This is a genomic window from Streptomyces sp. NPDC017225, from assembly GCF_044331465.1.
GTDB lineage: Bacteria > Actinomycetota > Actinomycetes > Streptomycetales > Streptomycetaceae > Streptomyces.
In genome coordinates, this window is the sequence record NZ_JBIRNE010000008.1 from 26,868 (window position 1) to 44,816 (window position 17,949).

Here is a 17,949-nt window from a genome sequence, read left to right on the forward strand (position 1 = left end):
GACAGTCGGTGGAGACAGGCGCGGGGGTCGGCGGAGCCGAGGGCGATTCCGGGCATGCGCGGGGGCCGGCACTGCTGTTGGAGCTGACCGAGGTCCTGTGCGGGCTCAGCTGCACGGAGGACCCGCAGGGACGGGGCCAGTTCGCCGCGGTGCTCGGGGACCACCTGGGCCTGGGCCACGCCGTCGACCTGCGGGGCGTCAAACAGCGCGAGGACGTGGTCACCCTGATCCGCGCCGCCCTGAACGTGGGGGGCGGGGAACACGTACTCGTCACGGTGGTGCGCATCCTCGAGGGGAATCCGGCCGGCGACGAACTCGACCGGCTGATCACCCCCGACCCGCCCGCCCAGCCCCAGGCGCCGCCGGGACCGCTGGGCCGCGACGACGAGACCGGCGCGCGCTCCGCCCTGGCCGGGGGCGAACTCCCCGCCGGCCGGCTGCGCGACGACCTGGCCGAGGAACTCAACGGCCTGGACCTGCCCACCGGGCTCTTGCCCGACCAGCTGTTCCTCCACGTCCTCGCGTGGAACGCCCAGCCGGACGGCCTGCCGCCCGCCGTCCTCCTCCTCGACCGGGCGGGGGCGCTCGCCGCCACGCGCGGCCATCGTGCCGCCCTGTCCGGGTGGGTCGACGACTGGACACGGCGGGCCGGCCTCACCGAGGAACTGAAGCGGCGCCGGGAGGCGCGCGTCCGGGTGGTGCGGGATCCCGACATCCCCCGCTGCCTGGTCGTCGCCGTCGAGCCCGCCCGTGACGGCTCCGACGACGTCGTCGTACGCCCCTGGCTCAACACCGTGCCGGGCCACTGGGACCCGCAGCCCGGCGCACCGGCCGTGACCACCCTGGACGCGCTCGGCCCGGCCGTCGACGACGCGCTGCGGCAGGGCGGCCGGCTGTGGACCGGGCCGGGGGAGTCGCCCGCCAGTGGACACCGGCAGCCTTCGGCGTACGTGGAGTTCGTCCTTCCGTACGACCTCCTCAACCACGATGTGGCGAGTTTGACGTACCGGATCGGCGACGGACGGCCGTTGCCGCTCGGGCTGAAGTACGGGGTGCACCTGCGAAGCCTGGACCGGATGCGCACCGACGACGCACTGGTGCGACACCAGTGGCAGGAGCGCTGGCACGCGCTGCGGCAGCACGGGGTCAGCGTGCACGGCTGGAGCGAGCCGGACGCGCAGCGGATCGACGCGTGGCAGAGGACACTCGCCGGGGACACCAGGCGCACGGCCGTGGTGCTGGACGCCCCGGCCCGCCTCTCCGCGATGGAGGCACTCAAGGCCGCCATAGCGGAGGGCGTCGGGCTGGCGGTGTGGGACCGCAGAGGAGCCTTCCCCGAGGAGCGGCGTGAGGTGGTGACGGCCGTCTTCGCCGCGGTACCGACACCCGGACAGATCCCGCTCGCCATCCACCGGCTGCGGCAGAACGCCGAACTGAACCAGCAGGGTCCCGGGCGGCTCCTCGGCCGCCATATTGGCTTCTTCTGGGACGACCCCACCCGAGTTGTCGACATGCATACCATTGATCCCGGCGATCCCGCCGACGAGGAGGCACCGGCATGAACGCGCAGGAGCAGACGTCCCCGAACGGCTGGCGCGTGTTCCACGGCACCGGCCGGCCCCCGCTCGTCCCGCCCCCGCTGCCGCAGGCGCCGCCCTGGCGACGGTTCCTCGGCACACCGCCCCAGCCCGCACCGCCGGACGAGCCGGAGGCCGCGGTACGCCGGCTGGGACCCGGCGACGTCACCCCGCAGCTCGGTCCCGACGAGATCGACACCGTCAACGCCGCGCTGCTGCTGCGCCGGCCGCTGCTGATCACCGGACCGCCCGGAATCGGCAAGTCCACGCTCGCCTACGTGATCTCCCGGGAACTGGGCCTCGGCCGGGTCCTGGAGTGGAGCATCGTCAGCCGGACCACGCTGCGGGACGGGCTGTACGTCCACGACGCCATGGGCCGCGCACAGTCCATCGCCGCCTGGCAGGCCGGGCTGCGCGGCGCCGCGGCCCCGGAGCCGGTACCGGAGGCGGACGGTACGGAACTCGTGCCGGACGGTACGGAGCCGACGGCGGACGCGGCGGGCGCGGCGGCCGGACCGGGGGGCGTCAACCCGGCGTTCGGACCAGCCCGCCGCCAACTCCCGCCCTCTCTCGGTGACTTCATCACGCTTGGTCCACTGGGCACCGCTCTGCTGCCCTACGATCGTCCTCGCGTGCTCCTTGTCGACGAACTCGACAAGAGCGACATCGACCTGCCGAACGACCTGCTGCACGTCCTGGAGAACGGAAGCTATGACGTCCCGGAACTGGTGCGCGACGCCGCGGACACCGCACGCGTCCACACCAGCGACCCCGCCGGTCAGGCGCTGGTGCGGGGCGGGCGGGTCGAGTGCCGGGAGTTCCCGGTCGTGGTGATCACCAGCAACGGTGAACGCGAGTTCCCCGCCGCCTTCCGCCGGCGCTGCCTTCCGCTGGAGATGCCCACCCCCAGCCGTGAGCAGCTGCTCGCCCTGGTGGAAGGCCACCTGGGTATCCGGCCCGAGGCCACCGAGGGCCTGGTGGACGAGTTCGTACGGCAGGTCCGGTCCGGCGGCACCCACTCCCTGGACCAGCTGCTCAACGCCGTCCAGATGACTACCGCGGGTGGTTTCCAGGCGGACGGTGACGGGCGTAAGCTCGTGGAAATGCTCCTCCGCGACCTCGCGAAGGGCCGCTGAATGACCGGCTTTCCCAGGGAGCGCGCATCCGGACCGGGCGACGGTGATTCCGTATCAGGGACGTCGCCTCCGTCGGCGTTCTCCGAGTCCGTCGAAGGCGCGAGTGGGTACGGAGTGGCGCTCACCGCTGCCCCGGCCCCCGGTGCGTCGGCCCGCGACCAGCCGTACCCGAACGGGCCGACGCCCGCCGACCCGCACTGGCGGGAGGTCGCCGACGCGGTCTGGCTCGCCGCCTACTGGGACCGCCACGGCGGCCCGGGCAGCGGCCGCCCGCCGACGCCGCCGGACCCCGCCCCCACGCGCCCCCGGGCCGCTCACCCGCCCGGCACCGAGGACGTACGGCCACCGGACCCGTCCGACGCCGACGCCGACGCCGACGACACGGACGCTGACACCGGCACCGACACCGGGACCGGCGCCGGCACCGACGACATCGGCTCGCGCGCCGCCGAACCCGTACCGGCCGCCCCGCCGACCGTCCCCGACCCCGGCCCTCCCGCCAGCACCCGCGCGACGCCCGCACCGCCGCCACCCGACCCGGCGGAGCTCCTCGAACCCACCGGTCACCCAGGCGTCGCGCACGCCGAACCGGCCTTCCAGCAGCGGGTCTTACCCGACGCGGAGGGCATCTTCACGCTGCGCGTCGGGCAGCCGCTGCTGCCCCTCGAGGAGCGTTCCCGGCCGGGCCCCGGCCGGACCACCGCGCTGCTCGCCCGCGCCCTGCACCAACTGGCCCGGCGCATCCCCTCGCGCCACACCCTGGAGCTCGACGAGGAGACAACCGCCGAGCAGGGCGTGTCCGACGGACTGTGGCTGCCCTTCCTGCGGCCCGCCCGGGCCACCGCATTCGACCTCGTCCTGCTCGTCGACGACGCCCCGACCATGGGGATCTGGCAGGAGACCTGCGCGCGCCTCACCGAGGCCGCCGAACACAGCGGCGCCTTCCGCGGTGTCCGCGCCGTCCGGGTGCACGTGCCGCGCACCGGCTCCGCCACCCTGCGCCGGTCCGCCGGCCGCCCCGCCGCCGACCCCGCCGAACTCCTCGACGGCCGGGGCGGCAGGGTCTTCCTCGTCGTCACCGACGGGCTCGCCCACGGCTGGGCGGCCCCGGCCGCCGACGACCTGCTCGGCCGGCTCGGTCACGCGGGCCCCACGGCCCTCGTCCACCTGCTGCCGCCGCACCTGCGTCACCGCACCTCCCTCTACCCGTACCAGGCGGTCCTGGAGGCCGGTGGGTTCGGCGCCCCCAACGACGGCCTCGGACACTGGGCACCGCCCGGCGGCCCCGACCCGCTGCGTCCGCTGCCCGAGGCCGGCGACGGCTCCGTACCGGTGCCCGTGCTGTCCCTCAAGCCCGGCTCCCTCGGCACCTGGGCCGACCTCGTCACCGGCGAGCGGGGCGTGCGCCGGTCCCTGCCCGTCGTCCTCGCCGGCGCACTCGCCAAGGGCGCACCCGCCCCCGGTCTGCGCGCCCCGCGCCTGCCGCGCGCCGCCTCCGCCGCCGTGCGCCGCTTCTTCACCCTCGCCACTCCCGCCGCGCGCCGGCTGGCCACCCAACTTGCGGCCATCCCCTTCGAGTTCGACCTCGTGGAGCAGATGCGGCGCCGCACCATGCCGGAGACCGGCCCCGACCACCTGGCCGAGATCCTCATGGGCGGCCTGATCGACTGGAACAGCGGCGGCGAAGGCCGCCCCGAGTTCGCCGACGGGGTCCGCGAGGCACTGCTCGCCACCACGACCCGCAGTCAACTCGCCCGCACCGTCAGCATGGTGAGCGAGCTCCCGGCCGCGGGCCGGCGCGGCGTCGCCCTGCGCGCGGCGCTGCACGACCCGGCCGGAGCCGCCCTGCCCGACCCGGCCGAGCGCGGCTGGGTGCGCAGCGAACTGGCCGTGATGCGCGCCCTGTCGGGGCCCTACTCCGAACGGGCCAGGCGCATCGAACCCCGACTCTCCGGGCGCCCGTCGCCCGGTGCCGCCGAACGGGTGGGCTCCGGTTTGCCCACCGGTACGCCCACTGAGGTGAACCCTGCGAGCGGCGGGGGATCATCCGGCGGCCGAGAAGGCATGGATCCAGCGTCGAACAACCCCGACGAACCTGGAGATCCCGTGCCGCCCCTGGTAACCGACGCGACCCCACTCGAAGCCCCGGAGGCTGAGCAGCTCATGCAGAGCACCACGACTGCGACGTCCGCCCTACTGGTGAACGTTCCCTTGCGGAACACCTCGTTCGTCGGCCGGCAGGGGCTGCTGAGGGCCGTGGAGGAACAACTGAGTGACCAGGACACGGCCGCGGTCCTTCCGCACGCGCTGCACGGCCTCGGCGGCGTCGGCAAGTCCCAGCTCGCCCTCGAGTACATCTACACCCACCAGCACGACTACAAGGTGATCTGCTGGATCCCCGCCGAGCAGGAGAGCCTCATCCTGGCCTCGCTGGCCAACCTGGCCGGCCGGCTGGGTATCGCCCCGTCCGGCCACGACCGGGGCGCACCGGCCGCGAACACCGCGGTCCCCGCCGTGCTGGAGGCGCTGAGCGCCGGCGCACCGCACGCCGACTGGCTGCTCGTCTTCGACAACGCCGAGGACATCGACGTGGTGCGCCAGTACTTCCCCGCCAACGGGCCGGGGAAGGTCATCGTCACCTCCCGCAACCGTGGCTGGGAGCGGGTGGCGAACCCGCTGCCGGTGAGTGTCTTCGAGCGCTCGGAGTCCATCGAGCTGCTCCGCAGGCGCTCGCCCCACCTGACGACCGAGGACGCCGACCGGCTCGCCGAGGCACTCGGCGACCTGCCGCTGGCGGTGGAGCAGGCGGGCGCCTGGCGTGCCGTCACCGGCATGCTGGTCGACGACTACCTCGACCTGCTCGCCCAGCGCAGCCCGGAAATCCTGGAACTGGACCCCAACCCCGACTACCCGGTCTCCGTCGCCGCCGCCTGGGACCTCTCCCTGGAGCGCATCCAGCAGAACAACCCGGGTGCCAGGCAACTCCTCGACATCTGCGCCGGCATGGCACCCGAGCCGATCCCGCGCTCCATCCTGCGCGGCAGCCGCGGCGTCAGCATCACCGCCGAGATCGACCCCCTGCTGCGCGACTCGATCAAGCTCAACCGCGCCATCCGGGACCTCAGCCAGTTCTCCCTGATCAAGGTCGACACCCGCTCCAACACCCTCCAGATGCACCGTCTGTTGCAGACCGTGCTCCTGGCCAAGCTCGGTGCGCAGGAGCGGGAGCGGATGCGGGGCGCCGCTCACCAGCTGCTGTCGGCGGCCAAGCCGGGGCCCTACGGCTCTCCGCTGGAATGGTCCGAGTACCAGTCTCTGCTGCCCCACCTCCGTGCCTCGCACGCGGTGACCAGTACCGACACCTGGGTGCGGGACCTTGTCGCCGACAGCGTGTGGTTCCTGTACTACTGGGGCGACCACGACGGTTCCGCGGAATTCGCCCGGCAGACCTACAGCGCCTGGCTCGCGGCCTCCGGCGAGGAGGACATCCACGTCATCCGGATGGCGAAGTGCCTGTCCTTCCTGCTGCGGCAGACCGGGCACGTACCGGAGTCGATCCCGCTGGTGGAGAAGGCACTGGAGACCTCCCGCGGGCTGGGGGTCGAGCCCGAGGAGCTGATCGACTCGCTGTGCGAGACGGCCGACGCCCGCCGCTACCAGGGCCGGCTCCAGGAGGCGCGGAGCCTGAGCCAGGAGGCCACCGAACTGGCCCGGTCCCTGTTCGGCCTCGACGATCCCTCCACCCTCCGCGCGACCCACTCGTGGGGCGTCGACCTCCGGCTGTGCGGAGAGTTCCGGGAAGCACTGCCGCTGGACCAGGAGAACGCCCGGCTGCGCGACCTGCACTTCGGGTCCACCAGCTTCTACACCCTCAACACCCTCAACTGCGCGACGATCAACCAGCGTGAGAGCGGGGACTATCCCGGCGCCCGCGAGGCCCAGGAGGACGTGTACCGCAGGGCGTGTGCCGCGCTCGGCGACGAGCACCCGCTCGCCCTGCGCACCGCCCGCAACCTCGCCGTGTGCCGGCGTCGGGACGGAGCGCTGGAAGCGGGAGCCGAGCTGGCACAGGAAACCCTGCGGCACTTCGTCAGCCGCTACGGAGAGGACCACTTCGACTCGCTGGCCACGGCGACCAACGTCGCCGTCGACCTGCGCCTGGCCGGGGACCTGGAGGGCTCCCGGCAACTGGCGGAGGCCACCGTGCGGCGCTACGCCCAAAGGCTCGGCGAGAACCACGTGTGCACCCTGCTGGCCAGGGTCACACTGGCCGCGACGCTGCGCACGCTCGGCGCCCTGGACAGCGCGCAGGAGGAGGAGGACGACGCGGTACGCCGACTGGCCGAGACGGTGGGGGAACGGCACGTCGTCACGCTGACCGCCGCGGTGGGACAGGCCGGCACGGCCTACGCCCGTCTGGACTTCGAGCGGGCCCGCGAGATCGACGAGAACAATCTGCCGCTGCTCGCGGAGGTCGCCGGCGAGGACCACCCGGTCACCCTGTCCTGCATGGCCAACCTCGCCCTCGACCTGCGCGGCCTGGGCCGGGGCGCGGAGGCCGACGAGTCGCAGCGCAAGGCGGTCGAGGGCTTCACCCGCGTGGTCCGCGCGGACCACCCCTGGCTGCTGGCGGCCCGTCAGCGGCGTCGCGTCGAGTGCGACATCGCGCCGGTGCCGATGTAACCGGCCGTCCGGCAGCCCGCCCGCCCGGGCTGCCGGGGCCCGCTCAGTTCACGTCCGCCGCCGGCGCCGTCGATGTACCGTCCTGGGGCCGCGGGGCCGCGGAGGACTCGTGAACGGCACGCGCGGCCCGGTCCCGTTCGGCCAGGCGGCGGGTCAGGAGCAGAAGCGGCTGGGTGAACAGGGTGGTCGCGAGGGCCATGAAGACCAGCACCGTGTAGAGCTGCGCGCTCAAAAGACCTGCCTGAAGGCCCGCGTTGAGGGCGATCAGCTCGGTCAGGCCCCGGGCGCTGAGCAGCACGCCGACGGTCCGCGCGTCGTGCCGGTCCAGTCCGCCGAGCCGCGCCGCGAGCGATCCGCTGCCGATCTTCGTCGTGACGGCGAGCACGGTCACCACCACCAGGACGGCCCACCCCGTGCCGCTCATGCTGTGCAACGCCACGGACTGCCCGGAGACCACGAAGAAGAACGGCAGCAGCAGCGAGCTCACCTCGTGCAGGGGCCGCAGCAGGTCAGGGTCGAGCGTGCCGCCCTCCTCGCGCGGGACCACCACCCCCGCGAGCAGCGCTCCGAAGATCACGTGCAGCCCGAGAGAGTGCGTCACCCACGCGGATCCGAGGGCGAAACCGATGAGCAGCGCCAGCCGCAGCGAGGGCTCCATCCGCGTGCGCCACAGCAGTCGGCGCAGCACCGGCCGGGCCGCGAGCACCATCACGGTGACGAAGCCGACGGCGAGCGCCACCCGCCACGGCCAGTCGAGCGCCGCCTCCTGGCCGCCGCTGTCCATCAGCGCCGCGGCCAGCACCGTCCAGCAGACCGCGTCCAGCACCCCGGCCGCCGAGACCGCCACCACACCCGGCACGGACCGGGACAGTCCGTTCTCCCGCACGATCGCCGTCAGCACGGGCACCGCCGTTATCGTCAGGGCGATCCCGGCGAACACCACCATGGCGGGGGTGAGGTCCCGCGGCATGCCCAGGCCGCGCAGCTGCTCCCGGAACAGCAGCGCACCCCCGCAACCCACGGCCATCGGCACCACGAACGAGGCAAGCGCCACGGTCAGCGAGGTGCGGACCCGGTCGCCGAGGATCTTCAGATCCAGCTCGTAGCCCACCGCGAACAGGAAGACCACCAGCGCGAACTGCGCGAAGCCGGTCAGCGCCGGGCCGATCTCCTCGGGGAACAACGACGCGTACGTGTCCGGCGCCAGGGTGCCGAGCAGAGAGGGGCCGAGCGCGATGCCCGCCGACAACTGGCCGACGATGTAGGGCTGTCTCAGCCGCCCGGCCAGCCAGCCGGCCGCGTGGGCGGCCACCAGGACGAGAGCCGATGCACCCACGAAGTGCGTGATCACCGCGTCAGGGCTCAACCGTGCCTCCGCAGGGGTCGTTCGTCCGTTCGCTGCCAATCTCTGGCCGCTTTCGCCAACCTCCCTAGACTGAGGGCAGCTTGGCATCGCTTCGAAGGTCGTACACCGGTTTTCACCAGGAGCACGGGGGGCACATGACGGCGGTCGTCTTCATCCACGGCACGGGGGTGCGCGAACCGGGCTTCTCTGCGCTCGCGGGGCGCTTCTCCGTCGGAGTGACGGGTCTGCGCGGCGGACTGCGCGTCGTGCCGTACTACTGGGGCGGCGAGCACGGGGCGACGCTCGCCGCCGGCGGAGCGAGCCTGCCGCCGGCTTCCGGCACCAGCCGAGGCGGCCCTTCCGCACCGGGCGCGGGTGACGACGACACGGCGGCCTGGGCCGCCCTCTACGCCGACCCGTACGCCGAACTCGCCCTCGCCGCCCAGACGGCGGCCGCCTCCGCGACCGAGCTGCCGCCGGGCTCCCTGCCACCCGACCAGCACCTCCGGGCCCGGCTGACCGCCCTCGCCGCCGAGGGCGACGTGCCGGCGGCCGACCTGGGTCCCGGCCTGGCGCGCGCCGCCGCCGACCTGGCCGCCCACCCGCTGCTCGGCGCCGCGGCCGCGGCCCTCACCCCGGACGACCTCCCCGGCCTCGCCGCCCGCGGCCTGACCGCCCGGGTCATCGCCGGAGTCCTCGACTCCGACGCGCCTCTCGTACCGACCGGTGCCACCCGGGACGCCGTCACCGACCGGCTCGCCCGGACCCTCGGCGCTCCGGCCCCCGGCACGGAACGCGGCGTGCGCTCCCTGGCACTGAGGGTCGCCGGCTCCGCCGCCTCCCGCGCCGTCGTACGCCGCCGCCGCGCCCTCACCGAGGCCGCCCACCCGGCCGCCGGGGACGTCCTGCGCTACCTCAGCCGCGGCGAGGCGGTCCGCGCCGGACTGCGTACGCTGCTCGCCGGGCTGGAGCCGCCCGTCGCGATCGTCGCCCACAGCCTGGGCGGCATCATCGCCCTGGACACGCTGGTCCTCACCCCGCTGCCCCAGGTGCGGCTGCTGGTCACCGCCGGTTCCCAGGGACCGTTCCTGTACGAGTCCGGCTCCCTGCCCTCCCTCGAACCCCCGGCGCCGCTGCCAAACCACTTCCCCGACTGGCTGAACCTCTACGACCCCCGAGACCTGCTCTCCTACCTGGGCGCCGGCCTGTTCCCGGGCCGGGTGACCGACGTCGCCGTCGACAGCCGTCAGCCGTTCCCGGCCGCGCACAGCGCCTACTGGACCAACCCGGCCGTGTACCGGCACATCGTGGACCGGCTCCCGTGACCGGCCCGCTGCCCGCCCCGGCCGTGGACCCGGCGCGGGTGCACGCGCTCGTCGTCGGCGTCGAGACCTACGACGCGGGCACCGGCTGGGACCTGCCCGGGCCCGCCCGGGACGCCGTCCGCTTCCACCGCCTGCTGCGCGAGGCCGGCGTACCCGGGGCCAACATCCGGCTGCACCTCGCCCCGTTGCCGCCGTACGTTCCCGAAGTGCCGTACGCGCCCGCCGACCATGCCACGCTGCGCCGGGTCCTGGTCCGTGAACTCCCCGCCGCCCGGGGCGACGTGCTCTGGGTGTGGTGGGGCGGGCACGGCGTCCTCGACCGGTCCGGGCAGCTGCGGCTGTTCTGCGCGGACGCGACCACCGACGACAAGCTGGGCATCGACCTGGACTCGGCGCTCGCCCGGTACGCCGGGGACGCCGTGCCGGGCTTCGCGGACCAGCTGTGGATCGTGGACGCCTGCGAGACCTTCGAGGAGGCGCTCGCCTTCCGGGAGCCGCTGCCGCCCGACGCGCTGCCCGTTGGACGGCGTAGCACCGCGCACCGGCAGACCGTGTTGCGGGCCGCCGGGCGGGGCCGGGCCGCCGCCAACGACCCGGTGCGCGCCACCGGCCTGTTCTCCGACGTCCTGCTCGCCCTGCTGGCGGACCGGGCCGCCGTACTGCCCGCCCCGCCCGATGCGGAGGAACTGTTTCCGGCCGTACGAACGCGTATCGCCGCCCTCAGGGACGCGGGTCGTACTCTGCAGTATCCCGAGATCCGGCTGCTGAGCCCCGAACGCACCGAGATTCTCACCCCGGTGGGGCCGGGCGGCCGGGAGCGGCGGGTCTCCCCGCTGCTGCGGGCCGTGGACGCCCTCCTCGCCTATCCGCTGATGAGCGACCCTGCCGAGCGTCAGACGGTGGTGGCCACGCTGGGCCCTCACGTCACCGGCACACTGCCCCGTCACACCAAGGCGCGCACGGACGCGACGGGCATCCTGGGCGGGCTCGCACGGCACCATCCGCACGCGCTGTGGGAACTGTTCGACGCTGTGGTGACCGTCGACGACGATCCGGCACGCAGAGGCGAACTCGCCTCGGCGCTGGGGGAATTGTCGGACTCCGTGGGGCGACCGCGAGCCGGGGGATGATCGGGTGGCGTGATCGTACGGTTTTCGACATGGGCCGGAATGGTCATGATGGAAAAAGGACACGGGGCATCGAGTGCCACCGTGCGAGAAGGGGGAGCATCTTGGACCAGCCGCCCGCTCTGCGCCATGCCGAAGTCGCCACCCGTGAACAGCCGGTCGCCCCAGGGCGCGTCGACGTCTGGGAGTCGGATCTGGTGGATGTCGCGGCGCTGCCCCTGACCGCCGTGGACGGTCTCACGCCACTCCGTCCCACCGTCCGCCTTCTCGAAGAGGTCCTGCGCGCACGCGGCAGCATCAGGGGCGGCGAGGGCGGCGGTGGCGGCGCCCGGGCCGAGTAGCCGCCGCCCGCACCCGACGACACAGCCCGACGACAGAGCCCCGAAGACACCCTGACGCAGACCCGGGGACGACGCCCCGACGCGGCCGCACGCCCGCCGGGGCCCCCGCATGCCCGCCCCGACCCGGAGGTCCCCGCCCATGACCAGCGAGCCGCGTCCCGCCCCGTTCCGCGTGCCGGACCGGCTCTTCGCGGAGCTGGCCGCCGGAGGCGGTTCCACGGAGGCCATCGCCGTCCTGGAACGCGGTGAGCGGGCGCGGCGGCTGCTCCTGCTGCGGACGCTGCTGGACCGGCTCGCGGAGCTGCCCACACCGCTCACCCCGGTCGCCGAGGCCTGGGACACGTTCAAGGCGGCTGCCGAGCGGGCGCCCGAGGCGGCCGACCGGCTGCTGCTCGCGCCGACGACAGGTGGCTGGATCGCCCATACGCTGCGCCGGGTGCACGGCACCGCGACGGGGCCGCCACTGTGGGCGGAGGCGGGCCGGCTGAACGTCCTGGCGCTCACCGCGGCCCTGCGCGCCGGTACGGAGACGTCGCTCACGGTCCCCCTCACCGACGGCGCCCTGCACCTGCCGGGCCTCGGCCTGCTCCGCCTCCCGGCCACAGCACCGGGTCCGGCCGTCGCACGGGCCACGGCAAGAGCGGGCGAGCTGACCCTCTCCGGCCCCCCGGGGCCCGACGGCTCCCGTACCTCCGTGACGTGCCGCCCGACGACATCACCGGCGAACGGAGGCGAGCCGGACGAACCACGCGGGACAGGACCCGGCCTGCCCGGCCCGAGACCGGCCGGACCTCCGCCCGCCTCCCGTCCGGCCGGACCTTCGCCCGCCTGCCGTCCGGCCGAGGCTCCGCCGGTCCCCGCAGCGGGCCCTGCCCCAAGTGCGGACCCCGCCTCCGGGGCCGCCGCCTGGCTCCCCCTGCGCACCCTCACCCACACCACCCCCGCCGGCCCCGTCGCCATACCCCTCGACGATCTCGACCCCTACCGCGACCTGGACGACCCGGTACCGCCCGCCCGGCTCACCGCCGGGGAGGCGGCTCAGTGGCAGCGGCTCTTCGACGACGCCGTCGCGATCCTCGCCGGGCCGGGCACCGGCCAGGGGCCGGGCCGGCTGGACCCGGCGGTCGTCCGGGCCGTCGTGCCGTACGGCCGCACCGCTCTCACCCCGCCCGCTCCGCCGACCGTCGAGGTCTCCGCCTCCAGCGGCGACTCCTACGGCGCCATGGTGATATCCCGCCCCGGATCCGCGCTCGCGCTCGCCGAGACCCTCGTCCACGAGTTCCAGCACAGCAAACTCGCCGCGCTCCTGCACCTCTTCCCCCTCCTCGACGACGACCGCGAGGAGCGTTTCTACGCCCCCTGGCGTGCCGACCCGCGCCACCTCACCGGACTGCTGCACGGCGCGTACGCCTTCACCGGCGTCGCCGGCTTCTGGCGGGACCGGCTGGCCGAGCCGGCGCACGCCGAGACCGCCGCCTATCACTTCGCGCTGCGCCGGCTGCAGAGCCGGCTGGTCGTGCGCACCCTGCTGACCAGCGCCCGGCTCACCGCGCCGGGGCACCGGCTGGTCGCGGGACTCGCCCGGACCCTGGACGGGTGGCTGCGCGTGCCCGTCGACCCGGCCGTCCGAGCCCGGGCCCGTACGGCCGCAGCCCTGCACCGCACCCAGTGGCGGTTGCGCAACGTCGCCACCCCGGACGCGCCGGCCGACGCCGCCGCACCGACCGCACCGATCGCGCCGGCCGGCCACGCCGCACCGACCGGCCCGGCCGGTGACGCCCTCCGCTTCCGCCCGGACCGCGGCTTCTGGCCCGACACCCGCACCCACGCCTTCGCCCTCCGCCCCGCCGACCCCCGCACCCCCGACGAGCACCTCGCCGCCGGCGATCCGGCCACCGCGCTGGACGGCTACGCCAAGGACCTGGCCCGTGACCCGGCCGACCCGCACGCGCTGTCCGGCTGGATCGTCGCCCGCGCGGTCCTTGACCCGGGCCACTCCACCCGCCGTCCGCTCGCCCGCCCGGAGCTGCTCCGGACGCGGCCGGGCGGCTGACCCTTCGGGCAGGCGCCCGCGCAAGCCGGGGACGGGTCCGCGCGACCGGGGGGTGAACAGGCGCCCGAATGGTGAGGATGGAGGCATGGGATTCCAAGTCGACTCCGAAGCCGGGCGGCTCGCCCGCGTCATCCTGCACCGGCCGGATCTCGAGCTCAAAAGGCTCACCCCCAGCAACAAGGACGCCCTTCTCTTCGACGACGTGCTGTGGGTGCGCCGGGCGCGCGCCGAGCACGACGGGTTCGCCGACGTGCTCCGCGACCGCGGGGTCGCCGTGCACCTCTTCGGTGACCTGCTCACCGAGACCCTGGACCTTCCGCCGGCCCGCCGGCTCGTCCTGGACCGGGTCTTCGACGAGAAGGAGTACGGAGTGCTGGCCACGGACCATCTCCGGGCCGCCTTCGAGACCCTGCCCGCCCGCGAGCTCGCCGAGGTCCTGGTCGGCGGCATGACCAAACGGGAGTTCCTGGACGCCCACCCGGAGCCGGCCTCCGTGCGCTTCCACGCCATGGAGCTGGACGACTTCCTGCTCGGACCGCTGCCCAACCACCTCTTCACCCGGGACACCTCGGCCTGGATCTACGACGGCGTCTCCATCAACGCCATGCGCTGGCCCGCCCGGCAGCGCGAGACGGTCCACTTCGAGGCGATCTACCGGCACCACCCGCTGTTCCGCGACGAGACGTTCCACCTCTGGTCCGAGGGTCAGGCCGACTACCCCTCCACCATCGAGGGCGGCGACGTCCTCGTCATCGGCAACGGCGCCGTGCTCATCGGCATGAGCGAGCGGACCACGCCCCAGGCCGTCGAGATGCTCGCGTACAAGCTGTTCGCGGCGGGCTCCGCGCGCACCATCGTGGCCCTCGACATGCCCAAGCGGCGGGCCTTCATGCACCTCGACACCGTGATGACGATGGTCGACGGCGACACCTTCACCCAGTACGCGGGGCTCGGCATGCTGCGCTCCTACACCATCGAGCCGGGCGTGGGCGACAAGGAGCTGAAGGTCACCGACCATCCGCCGGAGCACATGCACCGCGCGATGGCCGCAGCCCTGGGGATGAACGAGATCCGGGTGCTCACCGCGACCCAGGACGTCCACGCCGCCGAACGCGAGCAGTGGGACGACGGCTGCAACGTCCTGGCCGTCGAGCCGGGCGTCGTCGTCGCCTACGAGCGGAACTCCACCACCAACACCCACCTGCGCAAGCAGGGCATCGAGGTGATCGAGATCCCGGGCAGCGAACTGGGCCGGGGCAGGGGCGGGCCGCGGTGCATGAGCTGCCCGGTGGAACGACAGGCCGTATAAAGATTCAAAGCCTCGTATACAATTCCATGGAGACCCGTCCCCGTACCTCTGGAGCGCCCCCATGGCGACAGTCCCGATCGCCCTCTCCGGCCGCCACTTCCTCAAGGAGCTCGACTTCACCGCCCAGGAGTTCCGCGGCCTGGTCGAGCTGGCCGCGGAACTGAAGGCCGCCAAGAAGGCCGGGGCGGAGACGCGGTATCTGCGGGGGAAGAACATCGCGCTGATCTTCGAGAAGACGTCGACACGCACCCGGTGCGCGTTCGAGGTCGCCGCCGCGGACCAGGGTGCCTCGACGACGTACCTCGACCCCGCGGGCTCGCAGATCGGCCACAAGGAGTCCGTGAAGGACACCGGGCGCGTGCTGGGGCGCATGTTCGACGGTATCGAGTACCGGGGCGACAGCCAGCGGAAGGTCGAGGAACTGGCCGCGTGCGCCGGGGTGCCCGTCTACAACGGTCTGACCGACGACTGGCACCCCACCCAGATGCTCGCCGACGTCCTGACCATGACCGAGCACAGCGACCGGCCCCTGCACGAGATCGCCTTCGCCTACCTCGGTGACGCCCGCTTCAACATGGGCAACTCCTACCTGGTCACCGGCGCCCTGCTCGGCATGGACGTCCGCATCGTCGCCCCGAAGTCCTACTGGCCCGCCCAGGAGGTCGTCGACCGGGCGAAGGAACTCGCCGGGACGAGCGGGGCGCGTGTCACCCTCACCGAGACCCTGGACGAGGGCGTGCGCGGCGCCGACTTCGTCGTCACCGACGTCTGGGTCTCCATGGGCGAGCCCAAGGAGGTCTGGGACGAGCGGATCAAGGCGCTCGCGCCGTACGCCGTGACCATGGACGTCCTGCGCGCCACCGGCAACCCGGACGTCAAGTTCCTGCACTGCCTGCCGGCCTTCCACGACCTGGGCACCAAGGTCGGCCAGGAGATCTACGAGGCCCACGGCCTCGACTCCCTGGAGGTCACGGACGAGGTCTTCGAGTCCGCGCACTCGGTCGTCTTCGACGAGGCGGAGAACCGTCTGCACACCATCAAGGCGGTCCTGGTCGCCACGCTGACCTGACCGGCGCCGCCCGTTATTCTGACCGGCGGCCCCGGAGCCACCCCTTCCGGCGCCACCGGCCGCGACCACCGTCGCGCCCCGCACCACCAGAAACGAGCACCACCCGCAATGCCCGCTTCCCGCGTCAAGTCCCCCCACCTCCTCGTCGCCGAATCCGGCGCCGACCGCGAAGGCCACGGCCTGAAGCGCACGATGGGGCTCTTCCAGCTCGTCTGCTTCGGCGTCGGCGCGATCGTCGGCACCGGCATCTTCGTCGGTCTGTCCGACTCGGTCGCCGAGGCGGGACCGGCCGTCGTCGTCTCCTTCGTGCTGGCCGCGATCACCTGCGTGTTCACCGCGTTCGCCTTCGCCGAGCTGGGCGGCGCGATCCCGGTCTCCGGTTCCTCGTACTCCTTCGCCTACGCCGGACTCGGCGAACGGACCGCCTTCCTGGTCGGCTGGTGCCTGCTCCTGGAGTACGGCGTGTCCGTCTCCGCGGTCGCGGTCGGCTGGAGCCAGTACGTCAACGAACTGCTGGAGAGCGTCCTCGGCCTCCAGCTTCCGCACGCGCTCTCCGCGGGCCCCGGCGACGGCGGCGTGGTCAACCTCCCCGCGGTCGTCGTCATCGCCCTGGCCTGCGTACTGCTGGTGCGCGGCGTGCGGGAGAGCGCCCGGGCCACGGCCGCGATGGCCGTCCTCAAGCTGGCCGTCCTGGTCGCCTTCTGCGCCATCGGCTTCTACGCCTTCGAGGACGGCAACCTCAGTCCGTTCTCCCCGGCGGGCCTCGGCGGCATCGGCGCCGGCACCACGGCCGCCTTCTTCTCGTACATCGGCTTCGACGCGATCACCACGGCCGGCGAGGAGGCCAAGAACCCCCGCCGCGACATCCCCATCGCGATCATGGTCTGCATCGGCCTGGTCACCCTGCTCTACTGCGCGGTCGCCGTCGCCGCGATCGGTGCCATCGGCGGTGACGCGGTCGGCGACCGGCCCGCCGCGCTGTCGTACGTCGTCAACGAGGTCACCGGCTCCACGATCGGCGGCGGCGTCGTCGCGTTCGGCGCGGTCGTGGCCATCGCCTCGGTGGTGCTCGCCGTGATGTACGGCCAGACGCGCATCCTCATGTCGATGTCCCGCGACGGACTGATCCCGCGGGTCTTCGAGAAGGTCTCGCCGCGTACGGCGACCCCCGTCGCCGGCACGCTGATCGTCGGCGCGGTCTTCGCGCTGCCCGCGGCCTTCGCCCCGCTGGACGCGGTGGTCAACCTGTGCACCATCGGCACCCTCGCGACCATGGCCGCCGTCAACGTCTCCGTGATCGCGCTGCGCCGCCGCGAGCCGGGCCTGGCCCGCACCTTCCGGGTGCCGCTGTACCCGGTGACGCCGCTGCTCGGAGTGGGCTTCTGCCTGTATCTGATCTACGAGACGGGCGCGGCGACCTGGCTCCAGTTCGCGGTGTTCCTCGCGGTGGGCCTGCTGGTGTACACGGCGTACGGGCGACGGAACTCCCGCCTCGCCCGGGCCGGCGCGGAGGTCACGCCGGAGGACGACGCTGAGCGGGTAGCGCGGGAAGCCTGAACCAGACCGCCTTGCCGGAGCCGGTGGGCCGGTGACCGCAGGACGAGCTCAGGGCGCGGATCAGCAGCAGACCGCGCCCGTGCTCCTGCCAGGGATCGGGCGGCTCGACACCGGGGCGGGTGAGGTCGCCGGGCGGCTCCGGGTCCGGGTCGTGCACCTCGACCTGGCAGCCGTTCGGCATCAGCTCCACCACCAGCTCTATCGGTGACCCGCCGGGGGTGTGCTCGACGGCGTTGGCGACCAGCTCCGCCGTGAGCAGCTCCGCCGTGTCGCCGTCGGCCGTGTGCTCCAGCTCGGCCAGCGCCGTACGGACCAGGGCACGGGCCACCGGCACGGCCGCGGCGGAGTGCGGCAGCGCGATGCGCCAGGAGGCCGAAGGCTGAGGCGGCACGAAGTGCCTCCGTGAGGGGTGGGGGCCGGGCGGCGG

General features: G+C 73.6%; 12 protein-coding genes. 10 read left to right on the top strand and 2 right to left on the bottom strand.

Going from position 1 to position 17,949, the window contains the following annotated elements; genetic code table 11:
- Window positions 1-8 precede the first annotated feature (8 nt).
- From ACH4NX_RS18995 to fxsT, 3 genes are read left to right on the top strand one after another with little or no spacing between them, the layout of a single operon-like run.
- Window positions 9-1,562: a hypothetical protein gene (locus ACH4NX_RS18995; protein ID WP_351402122.1), complete on the top strand. Its 1,554-nt coding sequence runs from the start codon at window positions 9-11 to the stop codon at window positions 1,560-1,562.
- Window positions 1,559-2,713 (top strand): MoxR family ATPase, encoded by a 1,155-nt coding sequence (locus ACH4NX_RS19000; RefSeq protein ID WP_398129344.1) that lies wholly within the window; start codon window positions 1,559-1,561, stop codon window positions 2,711-2,713. The genes ACH4NX_RS18995 and ACH4NX_RS19000 overlap by 4 nt, the downstream gene beginning before the upstream one ends.
- Window positions 2,714-7,396, top strand: coding sequence for an FxSxx-COOH system tetratricopeptide repeat protein (gene fxsT, locus ACH4NX_RS19005; RefSeq protein WP_398129343.1), 4,683 nt, complete (start codon window positions 2,714-2,716; stop codon window positions 7,394-7,396). It begins immediately after the preceding gene.
- A gap of 43 nt (window positions 7,397-7,439) precedes the next feature.
- Here the strand turns inward: fxsT and ACH4NX_RS19010 are convergent, their stop codons facing one another.
- Window positions 7,440-8,762: a cation:proton antiporter gene (locus ACH4NX_RS19010; protein ID WP_398129342.1), complete on the bottom strand. Its 1,323-nt coding sequence runs from the start codon at window positions 8,760-8,762 to the stop codon at window positions 7,440-7,442.
- Window positions 8,763-8,896: 134 nt separating this feature from the next.
- On the opposite strand from ACH4NX_RS19010, the gene ACH4NX_RS19015 reads away from it, so the two are divergent.
- The 7 genes from ACH4NX_RS19015 to ACH4NX_RS19045 all read left to right on the top strand — a co-directional run bounded on the left by ACH4NX_RS19015 (window position 8,897) and on the right by ACH4NX_RS19045 (window position 17,522).
- A complete protein-coding gene (locus ACH4NX_RS19015) occupies window positions 8,897-10,066 on the top strand; it encodes a hypothetical protein (RefSeq protein ID WP_398129341.1) in 1,170 nt (389 codons plus the stop codon).
- Window positions 10,063-11,196, top strand: coding sequence for a caspase family protein (locus ACH4NX_RS19020; protein WP_398129340.1), 1,134 nt, complete (start codon window positions 10,063-10,065; stop codon window positions 11,194-11,196). The genes ACH4NX_RS19015 and ACH4NX_RS19020 overlap by 4 nt, the downstream gene beginning before the upstream one ends.
- Window positions 11,197-11,297: 101 nt before the next feature.
- Entirely contained in the window at window positions 11,298-11,534 is a 237-nt protein-coding gene (locus tag ACH4NX_RS19025) for a hypothetical protein (RefSeq protein ID WP_279564823.1), read from the top strand.
- A gap of 139 nt (window positions 11,535-11,673) precedes the next feature.
- Window positions 11,674-13,587, top strand: coding sequence for an aKG-HExxH-type peptide beta-hydroxylase (locus tag ACH4NX_RS19030; RefSeq protein WP_398129339.1), 1,914 nt, complete (start codon window positions 11,674-11,676; stop codon window positions 13,585-13,587).
- 85 nt (window positions 13,588-13,672) lie between these two features.
- Window positions 13,673-14,896 (top strand): arginine deiminase, encoded by a 1,224-nt coding sequence (locus tag ACH4NX_RS19035; RefSeq protein ID WP_351391381.1) that lies wholly within the window; start codon window positions 13,673-13,675, stop codon window positions 14,894-14,896.
- Window positions 14,897-14,957: 61 nt separating this feature from the next.
- Complete coding sequence (argF, locus tag ACH4NX_RS19040) at window positions 14,958-15,965, top strand: ornithine carbamoyltransferase (RefSeq protein ID WP_351391384.1); 1,008 nt, start codon at window positions 14,958-14,960, stop codon at window positions 15,963-15,965.
- A 108-nt stretch (window positions 15,966-16,073) separates the two neighbouring features.
- Window positions 16,074-17,522, top strand: a complete 1,449-nt coding sequence (locus ACH4NX_RS19045; RefSeq protein WP_398129338.1) for an amino acid permease — start codon at window positions 16,074-16,076, stop codon at window positions 17,520-17,522.
- Here the strand turns inward: ACH4NX_RS19045 and ACH4NX_RS19050 are convergent.
- The gene (locus ACH4NX_RS19050; protein ID WP_351391390.1) at window positions 17,479-17,913 is read right to left on the bottom strand and encodes an ATP-binding protein; all 435 of its coding nucleotides are present in this window, start codon (window positions 17,911-17,913) and stop codon (window positions 17,479-17,481) included. The genes ACH4NX_RS19045 and ACH4NX_RS19050 overlap by 44 nt on opposite strands.
- Window positions 17,914-17,949 lie beyond the last annotated feature (36 nt).